Raw genomic sequence first — 20639 nt, 5'->3', positions numbered from 1 at the left:
TTTAAAATGAACAATACTGAACAAGAGCTGGCTAAACTGGTTTTGAAAAATTTGGATATGCTGGAGAAGTCTTATGAACTTTTAGGCAAAATTGATGATGAGTTTTATCACAAAATAGATACAAAATTTCAGGAGTGGTATAAAGAAGTTAAACAAGACACTATGTGGCCAATGAATTTGGAAGGTAAGAAAGAGAGTGAAGCGATTTGGTTTACTTGGGATGTTAAAACACGTCATAAAATTAGTACACATGAATTTAAGTGGTTAAGTGTATTTACTGATTTAGGACGGTATGAAGATGGGGAGATTATTGAATCTGGTATTAGATTTGGTTTTAACAGAAATTTTTTTACGCTAACCGCTAAAGAATCTAAAAGTTTTATGCAGAAACAATTTGAGAAGTATCCAGAATTATCTCAAGCTAACTTTCAATATGTTGGGGCGGGTAGTGAGGAAAGAGTAATATTTTTACCTGTTAAATTAGATTTAGAGAGATTGTTAGAAGAATATCCTAATTATACTGATGCACTTTTGCCGTTAGACGAAGCTTTTGATGCGGTTATAGAGCATATGCTAATTTTTAAAGCAATTGCTAGAGATTTAATGGAGGGGTATTTAAAAAAAGAATATCAACAAGAAGAATAATATTTAAGCAAATGAACATTCTCGAAATCCAAAACCTAAACGCCTCTTTCCCCGGCAAACAGGTGCTGCACGACATCAACCTCAACGTCAAACAAGGCCGAAAGTTGGCGATTGTAGGCGAGAGCGGCAGCGGTAAAACCGTGTTGGCGCAGGGGATTATGCAGTTGAATCCGGCGGTGTCGTTTGAAGGCCGTCTGAAATTCAACGGCGAAAACCTGCTCGATAAATCGTCGCGCGCGCTGCAAAAATTGCGCGGCAGGGAAATCGGCATGGTGTTTCAGGAGCCGATGACGGCTTTGAACCCCGTGATGCGCGTGGGCAAGCAGATTGCCGAAGTGTTGGCGCTGCATCTGGGTTTGCCGCCCAAGCAGGCGTGGGCGCGGGCGGTGGAATTGCTGGCGGAAACGGGTATTCAGAATCCCGAAGAGAAAGTGTTTGCCTTTCCGTTCCAGCTTTCGGGCGGTCAGCGGCAGCGGGCGATGATTGCGATGGCGGTGGCGGCGGAGCCTAAATTGCTGATTGCCGACGAGCCGACTACCGCGCTGGATGTGGCCGTACAGGCGCAGATTCTCGATTTGCTTTCGCGCTTGCAGGCCGGCCACAACATGACTTTGGTGTACATCAGCCACGATTTGAATTTGGTACGCCGTTTCGCCGACGATATCGCCGTGATGCGGCACGGGCGGATTGTCGAGCAGGGCGAGGCGGCGCAGGTGTTTGCCCGTCCGCAGCACGAATACACCAAAATGCTGCTGAACGCCGGCGCGGTGCGGCAAGTGCAGCCTTTGGCCGAACATGCCGCAACCGTGCTGGAGGCGGAAAACATCAGCGTGGCGGTGGGCGAGCGGGCAGGGTGGTTTAAAAAGCGCAGCAAAGTGTTGCTGCATCCGTTGTCGTTCGACTTGAAAGCAGGCGAAACGCTGGGCATTATCGGCGAAAGCGGCAGCGGCAAAACCACGCTGGCCAAGGCGGTAATGCGTTTGATGGAGTCAGAAGGCCGTCTGAAAATCAACGGCGCACCGTGGCGGTCGGAATTGAGAAAAGCCGTGCAGATGGTGTTTCAAGACCCGTTCGGCGCGTTTAACCCGCGTATGAATGTGTTCGATATTGTCTCCGAAGCCCTGCGCGTGCACGAGTCGGCGATGAGCCGCGAAACCATGCGCTCTCGTGTGGTGGAAGTGCTGCAACAAGTCGGCCTGCCAGAGGATATTCTCGACCGCTATCCGCACGCTTTTTCAGGCGGCCAGCGGCAGCGGTTGGCGATTGCCCGCGCCATTATCGTGAAGCCGCAAGTGCTGGTGCTCGACGAACCCACCAGCGCGCTCGATGTGCAGTGGCAGCAGCAGATTTTGGCATTACTGGCTGATTTGCAAAGAAAACACGGCTTGAGTTTGATCATCATCAGCCACGATTTGGCCGTGATCCGCGCCTTGTCGCACCGCGTAATGGTGCTGAAAGACGGGCGCGTAATCGAGCAGGGCGAATTGGAAAAAGTGTTTGCCAAACCCGATGCGGACTATACTCAAAAACTATTAGCCCACAGCAGCCCTTGAAATTTTGTCTGCCAGCCCCTATGCTAACAACCATGAGCTAATCGAATGGCTTTCATTCACCATCATTTGATAAGGAAAAGAACATGAGCAGCAACTTAATCGTACACGCCACCGACGCGACTTTCGAGCAAGACGTTTTGAAATCAGACGTACCTGTATTGTTGGATTTTTGGGCACCGTGGTGCGGCCCTTGCAAAATGATCGCCCCGATTTTGGACGAAGTGGCCGCCGAATTTGAAGGCCGTCTGAAAGTGGTTAAAATCAATATCGACGAAAACGAGCAAAGCCCCGCCCAATTCGGCGTGCGCGGCATTCCGACTTTGATGATTTTCAAAGACGGTCAAAACGTGGCTACCAAAGTAGGTGCATTGGCCAAAGGTCAATTGGTTGCGTTTGTAAACGCTTCAATCTAATCGGACTTTTGAATAGTTTGTTTCGATATGGATTTAAAGGCCGTCTGAAATTTCAGACGGCCTTTTGTTGATATGCTTTAGCAGCGAGTAAGGTTACCACCAAGAAAAGCCGTTTTGCTGTTCGCGTTGTGCTTGACGGAATGCCCACGGTGCTTGGGCTGAGCGGTTTTGCCACAAGCCCAGCTTGCCGTTGCGGGCGTAGGCTTCGGCGTAAGCATAGGCGGCATAATCGGTTTTGTTTTGCTTGCGTTTGGCAATCGACACATAATGCCATGCGTGGCCGTGGAGGATTTGCAGGAGGTTGATATCGTGTTGATTCGACCAGACTTGCGCAACTTCGCGATGATAGCGGTCGGTATCGAAAACGCGCACTTCGACCGTTTGCCCCAAAACGGCGGCCTCCAGCGCTTTGCGGGCGGCATGGCCGTGTGCTTGCTGCAATTCGGGGGCGTCGATATAGGCTAGGCGGATTTTGTGTTTGTGACCGTGTGAGTCGGTGAGCCGCAGCGTGTCGCCGTCTGAAACCGCTGTTACTTGCCCCGAATAGCGTTGGCCAGCCTGCACTTTAGGCCGGCTTTTTTCGGTTTTAGCGGTGGTGTTGCGATGGGATTGAAGCCACGAAAACAAGTCGTCGGCGTAGGTATTTCCGGCGAAAACAAGGAATAGTGCAAAGAGTGCGGCTTGGGGTGTTTTCATAAAAAACCGATTGGGTTAAAGCAGGAAGGCTGCAAGCATAGCGTTTGAAGCGGCAAGCTGGCAACTGCGAAAATGTTTGAACTTGTGCTGAATGATGAATCGTATTGAAGGCTGATAAAAGCGGAAGGCCGTCTGAAAAATATCTTCAGACGGCCTCATGCTATTTCAGGCGGTTATGCCGAAAAACCTGCCAAGCGGCCGGTATCCATAGCGATCATGCGCTCTTCGTTGGTCGGCACCACCAAAACGGCAGGGCTGTGGCCGGGCTGGCTGATGATGCCGGATGCGCCGAAGCGGGTGGCGTCGTTGGCTTTTTCATCAATGGTCAAGCCCATGAAGCGCAGATAGCCTACGGTTTTGCTGCGGACAACATTGGAGTTTTCGCCGATACCGCCGGTGAACACCAAAGCGTCTATGCCGTCGGTTGCAACGGCCATGGCGGCGATGTATTTGGCCAAGCGGTAAGTCATCACTTCCAAAGCGAGCTTCGCGCCTTCGTGGCCTTCTTCTGCCGCTTCTTGAATGGTGCGGCAGTCGTTGGAGAGTTCGGAAATACCGAGCAGGCCGGATTTTTTATTCAGCAGGTCGGTAACGGCTTTAACGTCCATGCCGGCGTTTTCGGCCAAGAATGAATAGGTGCTGGGGTCGATGTCGCCGCTGCGCGTACCCATAACCAAACCCTCGAGCGGGGTCACGCCCATGCTGGTGTCTCTGGATTCGCCGTTTTTAACCGCACACACGGAAGCGCCGTTACCCAAGTGGGCGATAACCAATGAGCAGTCGGCAACGTCTTTGCCGAGGATTTTGGCGGCGGTGGGCGCTACATAACGGAAGCTCGTGCCGTGGAAGCCGTAGCGGCGGAAACCGTATTTGCGGTAGAGTTCTTGCGGCACGGCGTAGGTGTAGGCGTGCTGCGGCATGGTTTGGTGGAAAGCGGTGTCGAACACGCCGACGTTGGTTAAGCCGGGGAAAATGCTTTGTGCGGCGCGGATGCCGGTGAGGTTGGCGGGGTTGTGCAGGGGCGCCAGCGGGATACATTCTTCAAGCGTGGCGATGACGTCGTCGTCAATCACCACGGAGCCGCTGTATTTTTCGCCGCCGTGTACAACGCGGTGGCCGATGGCTCTCACCAGATTTTGCAGGTCGTGCGCTTTTAATTCTTCCAACAGGGCTTGAACCGCGCCGGTGTGGTCGTATCGGTCGGACAGGCTGACTTCGTGTTTTTCGCCGTCGTTTTTATTCACAAACCACGATCTGCGGTCGGCAGGCTGCACATGGGGATGCTCGAAATATTTGAAGGTAATGTAGGCGTCGGGCGTGGTCAGTTTTTCGGCAAGGCAGCTTAAGATCACTTCGCCGCTTTGGTTGTCGATTAACGCGCCTTTGAGCGATGAACTGCCGCAGTTTAATACTAAAATCAGCTTGTCGGACATGGTTTCTCCTTGTTGGTCTATTTCTTTTGGTGGGCCGTCGCAGAGCCGCTCGGCAGGCCGGAAGCCTGATTTGCGCCGTATGCCGTGCAACACCCGCCGAATGTAGTTTAAGAAGCCTTTATGTGTAAAATGCTTTCTTTAAATGGATACCATCAAAAAAAATGATGGCTGAAATAATAGCGGATATTTCCAATGAGCAATAGACGGTTTTCGGCGCGTATGGTTCGGCCGTCTGAAAAAATGCGGTGGGATTTGTTTTCAGACGGCCATGACTTTATACTCTGACACTTTGATATTTCAGCGCCTGCCGTTCAGACGGCCTCAATTCATGCCTACTTTTAGAGTTTGGCTGTTTACTGCAAAGCTCTGACTTGCAGTAAACGTAAACGGTTGTCAGAAAGCTTCGAGGCCGTCTGAAAGCGAACTTTAGCGAGCTTTGCTAACACACATTTTATGAAAGCCAGTTATGTCCGACATTTTGAATAAAATCTTGGCTACGAAAGCCGAAGAAGTTGCCGCCGCCAAAGCTGCCGTGCCGTTTGAGCTGATTCGAGAACAGGCCGCCGCCGCTGCACCTGCGCGGGGTTTTGCCGACGCGATTCACGCCAAACACCAAGCAGGGCTGCCGGCGGTGATTGCCGAAGTGAAAAAAGCCAGCCCTTCCAAAGGCTTGATTCGTGCCGACTTTAATCCGGTGGAAATCGCGCAGGCTTACGAACGTGCCGGCGCGGCGTGTTTGTCGGTATTGACCGACGAGCAGTATTTTCAAGGTTCGCCCGAATATCTCAAGCAGGTTAAGGCCGCAGTATCGCTGCCCGTGCTGCGTAAAGATTTTATTATCGACGACTATCAGATTTATCAAGCCCGCGCTTGGGGTGCGGATGCGGTGTTGCTGATTGCCGCCGCTTTGGAGGCAGAAGAATTGGCGCAGTTCGAGCGCACCGCCCATTCGCTCGGGATGTCTGTATTGTTGGAATTGCACGATCCGTCCGAGTTGGAAAAATGCCGCAATCTCACCACGCCGCTGTGGGGTGTAAACAACCGCAACTTGCGCACGTTTGAGGTTTCTTTGCAGCAAACATTGAATCTGCTGCCCGCCTTAAGCGGAAAAACCGTGGTAACCGAGAGCGGTATCCGCAACAAGGAAGACGTCGATTTTATGCAAAGCCACGGCGTGCGTACCTTTTTGATCGGCGAAACGTTTATGCGTGCCGATGATATTGAGGCTGCGGTTAAGGCGCTGTTTTAAATTCGTTTGATTTAGCCAGTGTTGTGAAAGCTGAATGTAAGAGGCCGTCTGAAAAATGATTTCAGACGGCCTCTTATCATGCGACTAGACGGCTTAACCGTTCAATACGTTTTCCTGCAAAGCTTGTGAAGCCTGTTCGTCGGCATGGTAGCTTGAGCGAACCATGGCGCCGATGGCGGCGTTGGTAAAGCCCATTTCGTAGGCTTCTTTTTCAAACTCTTTGAATTGCGCGGGCGTTACATAGCGCAAAACGGGCAGGTGGCCGTCTGAAGGTTGCAGGTATTGGCCGACGGTAATCATTTCGATGTTGTGTTCACGCATATCGCGCATGATTTCGCGCACTTCTTCGTCGGTTTCGCCCAAGCCGACCATGATGCCGGATTTGGTGGGGATGTCGGGCTGCATTTCTTTGTAGCGGCGCAGCAGTTCGAGCGAATGTTTGTAATCGGAACCGGGGCGCGCTTGTTTGTAGAGGCGCGGGTGGGTTTCGAGATTGTGGTTCATCACATCGGGCGGTGTGCGTGCAAGGATGTCGAGGGCGATATCCAAGCGGCCGCGGAAGTCCGGCACGAGAATTTCGATTTTGGTGTTGGGGCTTTTTTCGCGGATGGCGCTGATGCAGTCGGCAAAGTGCTGGGCGCCGCCGTCGCGCAGGTCGTCGCGGTCAACGGAAGTGATGACCACGTAGCGCAGGTTCATGGCGGCTACGGATTCGGCGAGGTTTTTCGGCTCTTCGGGGTCGAGCGGATTGGGGCGGCCGTGGCCGACGTCGCAAAATGGGCAGCGGCGGGTGCAGATGTCGCCCATGATCATGAATGTGGCGGTGCCTTTGCTGAAGCATTCGCCGATGTTGGGGCAGCTGGCTTCTTCGCAGACGGTGTGCATTTTTTGGTCGCGCAAGATGTTTTTGATTTCAAAAAATTTCTTGCCTGTGGGCAGCTTGGCGCGAATCCATTCGGGTTTTTTGAGCTTTTCTTCGAGGGGAACGACTTTGATGGGGATGCGGGCGGTTTTGGCTGCGCCTTTATGCTTCACGCCTTGGGCGTTGTCTAATTTGTTTTCACTCATGATGCGGTGTCTTCTTTCGGGGCGAGTTGTTTGGTGAGGTGTGCGGTCAGTTTTTCCGCGACTTCGGCTAATGCGGGGCAGGGTGAAACGAAATCGGCCATCTGAACCATTTCCATGCCGGCATAGCCGCAGGGGTTGATTTGCTGGAACGGCGTTAAGTCCATGTTGATGTTGAGCGCGAGGCCGTGATACACCGAGCCGTTTTTAATCCGCAGCCCGAGGGAGGCGATTTTGCGCCCGTCAACGTACACGCCGGGGCGTTGCGGGTCGGCTGCGGCGCGGATGCCGTATTCGTTTAAGGTGTCGATGATGCTGTTTTCGAGCGCGCTAACGATGTTGCGCACGCTGGTTTTACGGCGTTTGAAGTCGATCAGGGTGTAAACAACCAGCTGGCCGGGGCCGTGGTAGGTGATTTGGCCGCCGCGGTCGATTTGTACGACGGGGATATCGCTGTGCAGCAATAGATGCTCGGGTTTGCCTGCCAAGCCTTGGGTAAACACGGGCGGGTGTTCGACTACCCACAATTCGTCTTCAGTGGTGTCGGTGCGTTCGGCATTGAAGGCTTTCATGGCTTCGAATACCGGTTGGTAGTCGGCAAGCCCCAGTTGTACGGTTTTCATGTTTACAGCACTACTTTGACAAGCTCGTGGGAGGTAAGGTCGCGGTAGATGTTGTCTAACTGCTCTTGGTTTTGCACGTTGTTGATGTGCACGGTAGCCCCCAAATAGTTGCCTTTGCTGCTGGGGCGGACACTGACGTGGTGCGCTTGGGTTTCCGGCGCGTGTTTCTGTACGCACGAAAGCACAGATGATTCGAACTCGGGATGTTGCACGCCCATCACTTTAATGGGGAAGTTGCAAGGAAATTCGATTAATGAAGTTTTTTGCTCTGACATGGGTGTTTCCTCAGGTAGAGGCCGTCTGAAAAGGTTTCAGACGGCCCTGTAACTTAAACCGGCAGTATTTTAACGCAAACACGGTGTGCAATCCATTATACTGCCGTGTAAAGGGCTGTTTGCTTGTGAAGCTAAAATATCGTCGTTTAAGGTTTTTTCAAGGCTTGAAATCGGGCTTCTTTAGCCCAATGTAGGCGGCAATCCGATAAATTAAAGACAAGTTCGAAACAATCAGCGCGTGCGCCGGATATTTCGGCAGGTCTTTCCAGTAAATGATTAAAGAGACTAAACATTATGGCTACAGATAAACATATTGAGGAATACGCCGCTCTGGCCACCCTGCCGTTGCGCGATGTGGTGGTTTATCCGCACATGGTGCTGCCCCTGTTTGTGGGTCGCGAAAAATCCATCGCTGCGTTGAATTTGGCCATGAACAACGACGAACAGGTTTTTCTGTTGGCTCAACGCGATGCGAACGATGATGATCCCAAAGCGGAAGATTTGCATGAAATGGGTACGGTTGCCCAAATTCTGCAAGTATTGAAGCTGCCCGACGGCACGGTAAAAGTATTGGTAGAAGGCGTGCACCGCGCCCGTGCTTTAAAGGTTGAAGATACCGGCGAACTGTTTATGGCACACGTCGAAACGGCGGAAGATACGGATGCTGATAACCCTGACATGGAAGCCTTGCGCCGCACGCTGCTGTCGCAGTTCGACCAGTTTGCCAAGTTGAATAAAAAGATTCCGGCCGAAGTGATCAGCACCATTCACGGCATCAATGAAAACAGCCGTTTGGTAGATACCGTGGCGGCACATTTGCAGCTGAAATTGGAGCAGCGTCAAGAAGTGCTCGACACTGTGAGCATTACCGAACGCATGGAATACCTGCTCGGCCAATTGGAAGCCGAACTCGACATCATGCAAGTCGAGAAACGTATCCGCGGTCGCGTAAAACGCCAGATGGAAAAATCGCAGCGCGAGTATTACCTCAACGAGCAAGTGAAAGCGATTCAAAAAGAATTGGGCGAGGAAGACGAGCGCGGCGAACTTGAAGCTTTGGAAAAACAAATCAAAGAAGCCGGTATGAGCAAAGAGGCTGAAGAAAAATGTTTGTCCGAACTGAAAAAGCTGAAAATGATGCCGCCGATGTCGGCAGAATCTACCGTGGTGCGCAACTACATTGACACCTTGCTTGAGCTGCCGTGGAAGAAAAAATCACGCGTCAGCAAAGATTTGGCAAAAGCCGATTTGGTATTGGATGCCGATCACTACGGCTTGGAAAAAGTCAAAGAGCGCATTTTGGAATATTTAGCCGTGCAAAAACGCATGGATAAAATCAAAGGCCCGATTTTGTGTTTGGTAGGCCCTCCGGGCGTAGGTAAAACTTCGCTGGGTGAGTCTATCGCCAAAGCAACAGGCCGCAAATATGTGCGCATGGCTTTGGGCGGTGTGCGCGATGAAAGCGAAATCCGCGGCCACAGACGCACTTACATCGGTTCTATGCCGGGCAAGATTTTGCAAAATATGGCCAAAGTCGGTGTGAAAAACCCCTTGTTCCTGCTTGATGAAATCGACAAACTCGGCAGCGATTTCCGCGGCGATCCTGCAAGCGCATTGTTGGAAGTGCTTGATCCTGAACAAAACAATTCGTTCTCGGATCATTACGCAGAAGTCGATTACGACTTGAGCGACGTGATGTTTATTGCTACGTCCAACAGTCTGAACATTCCGCCTGCGCTGCTTGACCGTATGGAGATCATCCGCCTGTCGGGTTATACCGAAGACGAGAAAATTAACATTGCCATGCAATACCTCGTGCCCAAGCAAATGAAGCGCAACGGCGTGAAAGAAGGCGAACTGGTGATTGACGAAAGTGCAGTACGCGGCATTATCCGCTACTACACCCGTGAAGCCGGTGTGCGCTCGCTTGACCGCGAAATTGCCAAAATCTGCCGCAAAGTAGTGATGAAGATTACATTGGCAGAAGACAAGAAAACCACTTCTTCAAGCAGAGGCCGTCTGAAAACCAAAGTTGTGAAGGTTGACGAGAAAAACCTGCATGATTATTTGGGTGTACGCAGATTTGACTACGGCGTGGCCGAAGATGAAAACCGCATCGGCCAAGTTACCGGTTTGGCGTGGACTGAAGTGGGCGGCGAATTGCTGACCATCGAAGCGGTTGCGCTGCCGGGCAAAGGCAATATTATCCGTACAGGCCAGTTGGGCGATGTGATGAAAGAGTCTGTGTCTGCCGCGTGGAGCGTGGTGCGTTCGCGTGCCGAAGCGGTGGGCTTGTCTCCCGACTTTTACGAGAAAAAAGACATCCATGTGCATGTGCCAGAAGGTGCAACGCCTAAAGACGGCCCCAGCGCAGGTATCGCGATGACTTTGGCTATGGTATCCGCCTTCACGCAAATTCCCGTGCGTGCCGATGTGGCGATGACCGGTGAAATTACCTTGCGTGGAGAAGTATTGCCGATCGGCGGCTTGAAAGAAAAACTGCTGGCGGCCCTTCGCGGCGGCATCAAGCATGTGCTGATACCGAAAGATAACGTTAAAGATCTGGAAGAAATTCCCGACAACGTGAAAAAAGGGCTGACCATCCATCCGGTAAAATGGATAGAAGAAGTTCTCGCTTTCGGGCTTGAACGCCAGCCTGAGCCGTGGAAAAACGAAGAGGCTGCCACCGATTCGTCATTGGCTAAATCAGGCCGCAAGTCAAGCGTAAAGGCAACTAAGCACTGAATTTGTATGAATGTGTTGTAAAAGATGCGGGTGTTGTAAAGAAAGCTTTAAAAAGCCCAATACTGCGCATCTTTTTGCTTGACACTTTGATTTTAGGCTTGTTATAAAGTCGTCAGATGTACGGATTTGTACCTAAACGCCCGATTTTTAGGGGTTTCATTATTTCAAACGATAGAAAGGGACTTATTGTGAACAAGTCTGAATTGATTGAAGCTATTGCCCAAGAGGCCGATATTTCTAAAGCTGCCGCAGCCAAAGCTTTGGACGGTATGACCAATGCCGTAACCAATGCCTTGAAAAAGGGCGACACTGTAACCCTGGTTGGTTTCGGTACTTTCTACGTTGGCGAGCGTGCCGAGCGTCAAGGCCGTAACCCTAAAACCGGTGAGCCTTTGACTATTGCTGCAGCTAAAACGCCTAAATTCCGTGCAGGTAAAGCATTGAAAGATGCTCTGTAATTTGACGGATCATTTGATTTTAAAAAGCAGGCTGCCAGCCTGCTTTTTTGTTTTGTCTTTTTATCAATCAATAACGTAATGATGACATTGTTTCAAGAGAGATGCGATAAAGCGGTTCTTTATTTTCAGACGGCCTGAAATCCCAGTGAAATCTAAAAAACATTAACACATTGTGAAAACACCGAAATCATTGCCATCTCAAGGCTGCAAGCATATTGAAAGGCTGTTACAATGTGCACCGAAATATCTATTGAAAATGCAGCCTAACGGTTTTGAAAATCGGATATCAAAACAGCTTTCATTCAGGTTTGCATAATTCACAAAATAATTTTAATTCAATCACATAATATTTAAACGCCATGTTTGTAACAGTTGAAAAATACAAAACGCCCGCCAAGATTTTATTGGGACTGATTGCCGTAACGTTTGTGGGTTTCGGTGTGAGCACCGTTGCCGCGCCGGGTTACGATTATATTGTCAAAGTGGGTGACAGAAAGGTCAGCGAATTTGATTTGAATTCGGCCATGCAGAATTTACAGCATTCAGGCGGTGGTTCTGAATCGCGTGAGGCCGTGTTCCAAGCATTGCTCCAACGTGCTTTATTGGCCGAAGGGGCTGAGGAAATGGGTTTTGCCGTATCGCAAGAGCAGTTGAAACAAACTATCGTTAATAACCCTGTTTTTCACGATTCAGACGGCAAATTCAGCCAAAGCCTGTTTAATCAGCATTTGAGCCAACGCCATCTTTCCGAAGACCAATATATCGACGAATTACGCAGTGAGTTTACGGTTCAGCATCTGCTGGCTATGGTAGGCGGTGGTGTCTTGGTGAGTGATGCGCAGGCCAAGCAGATTATCAATGCCAGCCAAGTGGAACGCACCATACGCACGATGACTTTTGCGCCCGAAGCATTTGCGGCCCAAGTGAAAGCAGACGATGCGGCATTGAAAAAATATTATGATGCCAATAAGAAAAACTATGTGCTGCCTCAAGCGGTTAAGTTTGAATATGTAGCATTGGGCATTCAAGATTTGGCCGAGAAGCAAACGGTTAGCGAAGATGAACTGAAAAAAGCGCTTGAGCAGGTTGTGCCTGCGCGTGAGATTGCCCATATTTTGTTTACGGTTGCCAAAGATGCGCCTGAAAATGTGCGAGCAGCAGCCAAAGCTGAAGCGGAAAAGGTGTTGGCTCAAGTTAAAGCCAATCCGGCTAAATTTGCTGCTTTGGCGAAACAATATTCGCGCGATGAAGCTTCTGCCGAAAAAGGCGGTAATCTCGGTTATCTGCCTAAAGACGGCGGTTTGTTGAAAGAGTTTGAAGACAAAGCGTTTTCGTTGGAAAAAGGTCAGATTAGCGATTTGGTTCAAACAGATGCGGGCTATCACATCATCACGGTTTTGAATATTCAAGACCTTGCTCAGGAAAAAGCGCGTGTTGAGGCGGAGTTGAAACAGAAAAAAGCAGCTTCGGCTTTCAATGAGGCTAAAGAGAAGCTCTCTGAAGAAGCGTTTAATCATCCGGACAGCTTGAACGAAGTGGCGAAGAAGCTGAATTTGAAAGTTGAATCTCCGGCTGAGTGGCTGACGAAGGAAAACGGCAAGGCAGCCGGTATGCCTGAGTCGCTGATTAATGCCATATTCAGTGATGATGTGATTAAGAAAAAACATAACTCCGAGCCGGTAACGGTAAACGAGGGTTTGGTTTGGGTGGTGCGTGCCAAAGAAGTGCGAGAAGAATCGACTCAAACATTCGAGCAGGCTAAGGATTTTGTGAAGACTGATTATGTGCGCGCAGAAGCTGTCAAGCTGGCTGAAAGAAAAGCGAATCAGGCTTTATCGGATGTTCAAAAAGGTAAAACCGACGGTTTGGCGTGGTCGCAGGTGTCGCAGATGACAGCGGAGCAGGCGCGCCAATCTATGCCGCCGGAAGCTTATGCCCAGCTGGTTAAAGCCCGTCCGTCTAAAGACAAGCCTGCTTATGTGTTGCTTTCCAATCTGCCTGCTCCGGTGTTGGTGGAAGTTCAGGCGATAAAAGTGCCTGACAATATCAGCCCTGATCAGATTAATGCGATTAAGCAGACCATTAACCAAGGGCAGGGCGTGACCAATTTGAATGCTTTGTTGGCTTATTTGAACTCCCATATCAAGCAGACTCAAGGCGCACAGAAGGTTAATAGTTCGCAGGAATAAGTTGAAAGTAAGTAGTGAAACAAAAGCGGAGCAGATTAATAGTCTGCTCCGCTTTTTGTATTTCAGACGGCCTCAATAGCCGATTAGGACAGGAGGCCGTCTGAAAAATCGTGTTTCGATTTTATTCCTCATCATCGCGGTTGCTGTTGATGCGGATGGCGGTATGTATTTCACCGGTGGCGATGGTGGAAGGCGAGGATTTGTCGTTAGACAATTTTTGCAAATATTCTTCGTCGATATCGCCGGTGATATAGCAACCGCTGAAGCATGAATCATCGAAACTTGTGATGGCAGGGTTCAGGTCTTTCACCACTTGCTCGAGGTCTGCCAAATCTTGGAATACGCAGCCGTCTGCGCCGATTTCACGGGCAATGTCTTCGGTGGTGCGGCCGTTGGCAATCAATTCTTCCCGTGTGGGCATATCGATGCCGTACACGTTGGGGAAGCGTACTTCGGGAGCGGCGGAGGCGAAATAAACTTTGCGTGCGCCTGAAGCGCGTACCATTTCCACGATTTCGCGGCTGGTGGTGCCGCGCACAATCGAATCATCTACCAGCAATACGCTTTTGCCTCTGAATTCGGATTCCATCGGGCTGAGTTTTTGGCGCACAGATTTTTTACGGGTAGCTTGACCGGGCATGATGAAAGTGCGGCCGATGTAGCGGTTTTTAATCAGGCCTTCGCGATAGGGTTTGCCGAGGTGGTGGGCAAGCTCCATGGCGCTGGGGCGGCTGGTATCGGGAATCGGCATCACCACGTCGATGTCGTCGATCGGCAGTTCGCGTTTGACTTTTTCTGCGAGGGTAACGCCCATATTCAAGCGCGATTGATAGACGGATACGTTGTCAATTACCGAGTCAGGACGGGCGAAATACACATATTCAAACAGGCAGGGGCTGACTTGCGGATTTTCGGCGCATTGGCGCGAGAAAAAACGGCCGTCTAAAGTGATGAATACGGCTTCACCGGGGGCGATGTCGCGGTCCAAATCAAAGGCCATGCCGTTGAAAGCTACCGATTCGGAAGCAATGGCGTAGGCGGTTTTGCCGTTTTCATCGGTTTGAGTGCCTAAAACCAGAGGGCGGATGCCGAAAGGGTCGCGGAAGGCCACCAAGCCGTATCCTGCAATCATGGCGACTACGCCGTATGCGCCCCGCACGCGTTTGTGCAGTTTGGCGACAGCATTAAAAATGTTGTCTACGCTGAGAATGGAAGAATCGGAGTCGGTAACTTCGCGGCGCAGTTCGTGTGCGAATACGTTGAGCAGCACTTCTGAATCGGAACGGGTGTTGATGTGGCGCAAGTGTTTGTTACACACGTTTTCATACAGTTCGGCGGTATTGGTGAGATTACCGTTGTGTGCCAATACGATGCCGAAAGGGGAGCTGACGTAAAAAGGCTGGGCTTCCGCGGTGCTGTCGGCATTGCCGGCGGTAGGGTAGCGCACATGGGCGATGCCGGCATGGCCGGTCAGGTCGCGCATGTTGCGGGTGCGGAAAACATCACGCACCATGCCTTTGCCTTTGTGCATGTGAAAAATGCTGCCTTCTACGGTTACGATGCCTGCTGCATCCTGGCCGCGGTGTTGCAGCATCTGTAAGCCGTCGTAGAGGCTTTGATTAACGGGTTGGTAGGCTACCATGCCTAATACGCCACACATTGTTTTTCTCCGAAGTTAAAGAGAGGGATTGGGTAATTGCTGTGTAATCACAGACGATAAATAGGGTACGGCAAGCTGTGCCAATGCTTCAAAGTAGCTCGCGCTCAGCGACTGCTGCCAGCCGTCGGTATGCGGCAGGTCGGTAAACGAGCAAACGGTTACGGCCAATGTAACCAGCAAGATGCCTTTTGCAGCGCCGAACAGCCCGCCGAGCAGACGGTTTACGCTGCCCAAGCCGCTGGCTTTTACCGCCGAGGTAAGCAGGGAGCGTAAAAAATGCTGCACGAGCCATGCAGCAAAGAATAGGGTAACGAAAGATAAAGCGATGCCTAAGGCTTGGGGTTCGAACGAGCTGAATGCGATTTCGGCAAAAGGCACGGCGAACATTTTAGCCACGATAAACGCGATAATCCAAGTAATCAGCGAGGCGACTTCGATAATCAGGCCGCGCATCATGGAAACGATGATGCAAATGCCGATCAGGCCGAATGCGAGAATGTCGAAGGTCGTCATTATTGCTGTCCGATTACCATGCCGTCTGCGCCTTTTTGGCGGATTTTTTCCAATGCTTTACCGGCGGCTTCGCGGTTGGGATAGTGGCCGGTGCGGACGCGGTACACTTTGCCTTTGCTGGTTTCGGTTTCGCTTACATAAGTGCTGACGCCTGCATCGGCAAGTTTTTGCTGCATTTGTTGGGCTTGCCGGCGGCTGCTGTATGCGCCGATTTGAATGATGGCTTTGGTGTTGGCTTTGCCTTCGAGAATGGCTTTGGGGTCGCTTTTTTCTGCCGTGCGCGTCGATTTGTTGTTTAGGGCGTCTTGAGCGGCTTTGCGGTTGGCTTCCTGTTGTTTTTTCTGCTCGGCTTCGGCGGCGCGTTTTTCCGCTTCGGCTTTGGCTTTTGCCTGCTGTTGTGCTTTCAGACGGCCTGCTTCTTGTTTGGCTTGTTGGGCTGCTTTTTCACGTTCGGCGGCTTTGGCTGCCGCTTCGTTTTTGGCCTTGAGAGCTTCTTGTGCCGCTTTTTGTTGGGCGGCTTTTTTCTCGGCGGCTTTACGCGCGGCTTCGGCTTGGCTGTCCGGCTCGACGCGGTTGTTGATGATGACTACGGGAGGCGGAGCGTTGTCGGCTTCGGCTTTCGGCGCTTCGGTTTTGGCAGGTTTGCCGGCTTGTGCAGGTGCCGGTTTAGCAGGTTCTTTTACTTTTTTTTCAGACGGCGTTTCAGGCTTGGCTTCGGGTTTGGCGGCAGCTTGTTGTTTGGTAATGGCTGTTGCGGCAGCGGTGGCTGCGGCCGTTTCGGCTGAAGGCTCGGGTGCAGGTTCGAGAACAGGCTGGGGCGCGGTTTCGACTTCGGGGGCAGCTTGTGTTGGCGGCGGAGAAGTAAGCGGATTATCCAGCTCGACACTTTGCGTGTTGTCTTCCGGAGCAGGCTCTAAAACGGCGGCGGGGGATAAATCGGATGCGTCGTCAGAGGCGTTGCTGCGGTTGGCTTCCGAGGCTTTTACTTCTTCTCTTGAGGCCGTCTGAACGGAAGAAGCGCCTTTTATGGTGATGTTTTCGGCTTCGGCACCTTCATCGCTCTGGCTCAGTGCTTTGGCCAAAATAAAGCCCGCTACGATGACCAATGCGGAGGCGCCGACCAAGCGGCGGCGGTTTTTTCGCTTTAATTGCTCGTATTCTCTTAACGACTGGAAGCGGTTGTTTGCCATGTTCTGCCTTGTTTACAGGGTTGCCATCACTTCGGCAACGGTGTGGAATGAACCGAAAACGGTAATTCTATCATTTTCCGAAGAAGCCGCCAAAGCAGCTTGGAAGGCCGTCTGAACATTGTCAAAACGTGTAATGTTTTCAATGTTGTGTTCTGACAATTTTTGACTCAAAGCGGCAATATCCATACCGCGCGGCAGGTGCAGCGGGGCGATGTACCATTCGTCGAACTGGTCTTTAACGATATCAAGCACTTGGTCGATGTCTTTGTCGGCCAGAATGCTGAATACGGCGGTGCGCTTTTGGGCGAACGGCAGCGCTATCAACCCTTGCCGCAAGGCGCGGGCGGCGTGCGGGTTGTGGCCTACGTCGAGAATCACCAGAGGCCGGCCGGGCAGCACTTGGAAGCGGCCGGAGTTGCTGACGAGCAGCAGGCCACGTTTGATGGAGCCGATGTCGATGGGCAGTTTGTCGTTCAGGCATTCGATAACGGCCAGCGCGCAGGCGGCGTTGTTCAGTTGGTATGCGCCGCGCAGGGCGGGAATCGGCAGGGCGTTGCGGTTACGTTTGAGGCCGTCTGAAAACAATCGGCCGGATTGCGGGTGGAAATGGAACGACCATTGCTGCTGTTCGAGTTTGCTGAAATCGAAATCGCGCTTGATCAGCAACAGTTCCGCGCCGATGTTTTCGGCATGTCGGCGTAGGGATTCGGGCGGTGGGTTTTGGCCGCAGATGGCGGGTTTGCCGCTGCGGAACACGCCTGCTTTTTCGTAGCCGACTTGTTCGACGGTGTCGCCCAAGAAGGATTGGTGATCCAAATCGATGCTGGTAACGACGGCGCAGTCGGCATCGAAAATATTGACTGCATCCAAGCGGCCGCCCAAGCCGACTTCGAGTACCATCACGTCGACTTGTTCGTGCATGAAAATATCAACGGCGGCTAAGGTGTTGAACTCGAAATAAGTCAGTGAAATGTCGCTGCGCGCGGCTTCGATGCGTTCGAACGAGGCGACGATGGTTTCGTCGCTCACAGGCTCGGCGTTGACGGCGATGCGTTCGTTAAATTTGAGCAGGTGCGGGCTGGTGAGGGTGCCGACTTTGAAGCCCGCCTGTTTGTAAATCTGGGTAAGAAAGGCGCAAACCGAACCTTTGCCGTTGGTGCCTGCCACAACAATCACAGGGCATTGCGGGTTGAGGTTCATGGCGGTTTTGACTTCGCCCACGCGCGACAAACCCATGTCGATCAAGCCTGCGCTGTGTGCGGTTTCGAGATGTGATAACCAGTCGTTGAGTGTTTTCATGATGGTGTTGTGTCGGTGTGTGAGGCCGTCTGAAACACGCTCTGCGTGTTTCAGACGGCCTGTTTATGTTTTCGGTTGCCCCCAGCGCGCCCATACGAGCAGGCGGCGGTAGTTTTCGCGGTCGGTCATATCGGGCAGGATAAACTGCCGAATCTGCCGGTCGCCCAAGTCCCATTTTAAAAACAGGGCGTAGCGGGAAATCAGGCTGCCTGCGCACAGGCTGGCGGTAAAGGCGGTTTGTTCGCTGCCGACGAAAACGGCGGAGTTTCCCTGCCTGCTGACGGCGATTTTGTGTACGGCATCGTGTCGGCGCAGTTTTTGCGTCTGCCAAGCCCATGCGAATGCGGCGGATAAAAGCAGCAGGCCGACGATGCGGAACGCGCCGTAAAAGGCAAACAAACAGGCGGCGGCCGCCCAGATGTGCAGTAAAACGGTCAGCACAAGGCCGGTTTTCGAGGGCTTGAGGGCCGTCTGAAAAGCCTGCATGGTTTACATCATGTTGTCGAACACGGGGCTGACGGTCATGTCGGCTTCTTCCATGTCCAGCACCATATCGTGGATTTCCACTTCGAAATATTCCCAAAACGCTTTCAGGCTCATGTCTTCGGGCCATTTGTTTTTGGGGATGTCCCAACCGGCGATTTCGGCTTCGAAGATTTGCTGGTAACGCTCGTCGAAGTAGGAAACCACGGCTTCGGGTTCGTCGAACTGCGGCACGAGAAACACCGAGCAGTTGCTGCGGATTGGTTCGAGGGTTAGGTCGGGCATATTGTCGTCGGCCTGTTTGAGCCATGCCAGAAAGTGTGCGGTGGGTTTCAGCACCACGGCGGTGCGGTCTACGAAATACATGAAGTTTCCTTGCGGGCGTTTGTTTCAGACGGCATTGTACTCAATATTGAGGCCGTCTGAAATATCGTTTTCAGACGGCCTGTTATGCTACGGAACGATGTTTATTAGTGGTCGCTGGCTTCAGCTGCGCCGATACCGGTCATCGAACGTACATATTGAGCTTCGAAACCTGCTTTATCCAATTCGGCCTGTTTCGATTTGTCGGTAATCGAGAAGAACCAAGCTGCGATAAAGGCCAGCGGAATCGAGAACAGGGCAGGGTTGCTGTATGGGAAGATGGCTTCTTTGTTGTGCAGCACTTTCACCCAAACGGTCGGGCCTAAAATAATCAGCACGAAAGCAACCAACAAGCCTAAGAAACCGCCGATAACTGCGCCGCGTGTGGTCAGGCCTTTCCAGAACATCGACAAAGCCAGAATCGGGAAGTTGGCCGAAGCAGCCAGCGCGAACGCCAAGCCCACCATGAACGCTACGTTTTGGTTTTCAAACGCAATGCCCAACACAATCGCCAAAACACCCAAGCCCAAAGTAGCCAAGCGGGATACGCGCATTTCTTCTTCTTGAGTGGCTTTGCCTTCGCGGATTACAGAAGAATACAAGTCGTGGCTGACCGCAGACGCACCGGAGAGGGTCAAACCGGCTACAACTGCCAAAATGGTGGCGAATGCTACGGCTGAAATGAAGCCCAAGAACAGGTTGCCGCCCAATGCGCCGGACAGGTGAACCGCCGCCATGTTGGTACCGCCGATCATTTCGACTACGGTTTTGCCTTCGTTCACCATAGTGGTGAAGAATTGCGGGTTGTCTTTGGTAACGAAGATGATCGCGCCGAAACCGATGACGAAAGTGAGCAGGTAGAAGTAGCCGATGAAGCCGGTGGCAACGAATACCGATTTACGCGCTTCTTTGGCATCGGGTACGGTAAAGAAACGCATCAGAATGTGCGGCAGACCGGCCGTACCGAACATCAACGCCAAGCCCAGCGAGAGTGCGTCGATCGGGTTGGACACCAAGCCGCCCGGCGCCATAATCGCCGTACCTTTTTCATGGATTTCGGTAGCTTTCAGGAACATGCCTTCCAAGCTGAAGCCGCTGGCTTTCAGAATCATGAACGCCATGAAAGTCGCACCGGACAGCAGCAGAACGGCTTTAATGATTTGCACCCAAGTGGTTGCCAACATACCGCCGAACAATACATACGCCACCATCAGCGCGCCCACGATAATCACCGCGGAAGTGTAGCTCATGCCGAACAGCAACTGAATCAGTTTGCCCGCGCCCACAACTTGCGCGATCAGATACAGAATCACCACCAACAGCGAACCGCTGGCCGCAAACACGCGCACGGGTTTTTGTTTCAGGCGGTAGGCAACTACGTCGGAGAACGTAAATTTACCCAAGTTACGCAAGCGTTCGGCCACGAGGAACAATACAATCGGCCAGCCCACCAAGAAGCCGGTGGAGTAGATCAGGCCGTCGTAACCGGTGGTGTACACCATGGCGGAAATACCCAAAAACGACGCGGCAGACATGTAGTCACCCGCAATCGCCAAGCCGTTTTGGAAGCCGGAAATGCCGCCGCCGGCGGTGTAGAAGTCTTTGGTGGATTTGTTTTGCTTGGCAGCCCATTTGGTAATAAACAGGGTGCCGCCGACGAAAATCAGGAACATCACGATGGCCGCGATGTTTAAGGGTTGTTTTTGAACTTCGCCGGTGAAGGCATCCGCCCAAACGCTGCCGGAAGCCAAGAGAGCAACTGCGGTGATTAATAATTTATTCATCTG

General features: G+C 51.8%; 19 protein-coding genes. 7 read left to right on the top strand and 12 right to left on the bottom strand.

Annotated elements, in window-relative coordinates:
- Positions 1-6: 6 nt before the first annotated feature.
- The 3 genes from LVJ85_RS08015 (at position 7) to trxA (ending at position 2611) form a co-directional block, all read left to right on the top strand.
- A complete protein-coding gene (locus tag LVJ85_RS08015) occupies positions 7-645 on the top strand; it encodes a hypothetical protein (protein ID WP_244738622.1) in 639 nt (212 codons plus the stop codon).
- 11 nt (positions 646-656) lie between these two features.
- A complete protein-coding gene (locus tag LVJ85_RS08010) occupies positions 657-2198 on the top strand; it encodes an ABC transporter ATP-binding protein (RefSeq protein WP_244738619.1) in 1542 nt (513 codons plus the stop codon).
- Between the two features lie 83 nt (positions 2199-2281).
- Positions 2282-2611, top strand: a complete 330-nt coding sequence (trxA, locus tag LVJ85_RS08005) for a thioredoxin TrxA (RefSeq protein WP_244738617.1) — start codon at positions 2282-2284, stop codon at positions 2609-2611.
- A 93-nt stretch (positions 2612-2704) separates the two neighbouring features.
- Here the strand turns inward: trxA and LVJ85_RS08000 are convergent, their stop codons facing one another.
- A complete protein-coding gene (locus tag LVJ85_RS08000) occupies positions 2705-3307 on the bottom strand; it encodes a thermonuclease family protein (protein WP_244738615.1) in 603 nt (200 codons plus the stop codon).
- Between the two features lie 173 nt (positions 3308-3480).
- Positions 3481-4740 (bottom strand): acetate kinase, encoded by a 1260-nt coding sequence (locus tag LVJ85_RS07995; RefSeq protein WP_244738613.1) that lies wholly within the window; start codon positions 4738-4740, stop codon positions 3481-3483.
- A 466-nt stretch (positions 4741-5206) separates the two neighbouring features.
- On the opposite strand from LVJ85_RS07995, the gene trpC reads away from it, so the two are divergent.
- Complete coding sequence (gene trpC, locus LVJ85_RS07990) at positions 5207-5989, top strand: indole-3-glycerol phosphate synthase TrpC (RefSeq protein WP_244738611.1); 783 nt, start codon at positions 5207-5209, stop codon at positions 5987-5989.
- Positions 5990-6082: 93 nt separating this feature from the next.
- Here trpC and lipA read toward each other — a convergent pair whose 3' ends face one another.
- Genes lipA through LVJ85_RS07975 form a run of 3 tightly spaced genes read right to left on the bottom strand, consistent with a single transcriptional unit; the run spans position 6083 to position 7952 of the window.
- Entirely contained in the window at positions 6083-7057 is a 975-nt protein-coding gene (gene lipA / locus LVJ85_RS07985) for a lipoyl synthase (protein ID WP_244738608.1), read from the bottom strand.
- Positions 7054-7677, bottom strand: coding sequence for a lipoyl(octanoyl) transferase LipB (gene lipB, locus LVJ85_RS07980; RefSeq protein ID WP_244738602.1), 624 nt, complete (start codon positions 7675-7677; stop codon positions 7054-7056). The genes lipA and lipB overlap by 4 nt, the downstream gene beginning before the upstream one ends.
- A 2-nt stretch (positions 7678-7679) precedes the next feature.
- On the bottom strand, positions 7680-7952 hold the full coding sequence (locus LVJ85_RS07975) for a YbeD family protein (RefSeq protein WP_244738600.1): 273 nt from the start codon (positions 7950-7952) through the stop codon (positions 7680-7682).
- A gap of 294 nt (positions 7953-8246) precedes the next feature.
- Here LVJ85_RS07975 and lon point away from each other — a divergent pair, with 294 nt between their 5' ends.
- The 3 genes from lon (at position 8247) to LVJ85_RS07960 (ending at position 13344) form a co-directional block, all read left to right on the top strand.
- Positions 8247-10697, top strand: a complete 2451-nt coding sequence (gene lon / locus LVJ85_RS07970; RefSeq protein WP_370686910.1) for an endopeptidase La — start codon at positions 8247-8249, stop codon at positions 10695-10697.
- 188 nt (positions 10698-10885) lie between these two features.
- The gene (locus tag LVJ85_RS07965; protein WP_054598979.1) at positions 10886-11155 is read left to right on the top strand and encodes an HU family DNA-binding protein; all 270 of its coding nucleotides are present in this window, start codon (positions 10886-10888) and stop codon (positions 11153-11155) included.
- A gap of 359 nt (positions 11156-11514) precedes the next feature.
- Complete coding sequence (locus LVJ85_RS07960; protein ID WP_244738598.1) at positions 11515-13344, top strand: SurA N-terminal domain-containing protein; 1830 nt, start codon at positions 11515-11517, stop codon at positions 13342-13344.
- A 121-nt stretch (positions 13345-13465) separates the two neighbouring features.
- Here the strand turns inward: LVJ85_RS07960 and purF are convergent, their stop codons facing one another.
- From purF to LVJ85_RS07925, 7 genes are all read right to left on the bottom strand, one after another.
- The gene (purF, locus tag LVJ85_RS07955; protein WP_115133229.1) at positions 13466-15004 is read right to left on the bottom strand and encodes an amidophosphoribosyltransferase; all 1539 of its coding nucleotides are present in this window, start codon (positions 15002-15004) and stop codon (positions 13466-13468) included.
- A gap of 15 nt (positions 15005-15019) precedes the next feature.
- Positions 15020-15517, bottom strand: a complete 498-nt coding sequence (locus LVJ85_RS07950) for a CvpA family protein (RefSeq protein WP_244738596.1) — start codon at positions 15515-15517, stop codon at positions 15020-15022.
- Positions 15517-16707, bottom strand: coding sequence for an SPOR domain-containing protein (locus LVJ85_RS07945; protein WP_244738595.1), 1191 nt, complete (start codon positions 16705-16707; stop codon positions 15517-15519). The genes LVJ85_RS07950 and LVJ85_RS07945 overlap by 1 nt, the downstream gene beginning before the upstream one ends.
- 12 nt (positions 16708-16719) lie before the next feature.
- Complete coding sequence (gene folC, locus LVJ85_RS07940) at positions 16720-18006, bottom strand: bifunctional tetrahydrofolate synthase/dihydrofolate synthase (protein ID WP_244738592.1); 1287 nt, start codon at positions 18004-18006, stop codon at positions 16720-16722.
- A 63-nt stretch (positions 18007-18069) separates the two neighbouring features.
- On the bottom strand, positions 18070-18492 hold the full coding sequence (locus tag LVJ85_RS07935) for a protein YgfX (protein ID WP_244738586.1): 423 nt from the start codon (positions 18490-18492) through the stop codon (positions 18070-18072).
- 3 nt (positions 18493-18495) lie between these two features.
- The gene (locus LVJ85_RS07930; protein ID WP_244738584.1) at positions 18496-18855 is read right to left on the bottom strand and encodes a hypothetical protein; all 360 of its coding nucleotides are present in this window, start codon (positions 18853-18855) and stop codon (positions 18496-18498) included.
- A gap of 104 nt (positions 18856-18959) precedes the next feature.
- A complete protein-coding gene (locus LVJ85_RS07925; protein ID WP_115133233.1) occupies positions 18960-20636 on the bottom strand; it encodes a cation acetate symporter in 1677 nt (558 codons plus the stop codon).
- Between the last annotated feature and the right edge of the window lie 3 nt (positions 20637-20639).

Origin of the sequence: Neisseria sp. Dent CA1/247 (assembly GCF_022870825.1) — a bacterium.
Lineage (GTDB): Bacteria > Pseudomonadota > Gammaproteobacteria > Burkholderiales > Neisseriaceae > Neisseria > Neisseria zoodegmatis.
The sequence above is the reverse complement of the archived record's forward strand: the minus strand, read 5'-3'. Positions and strand labels throughout refer to the sequence as shown.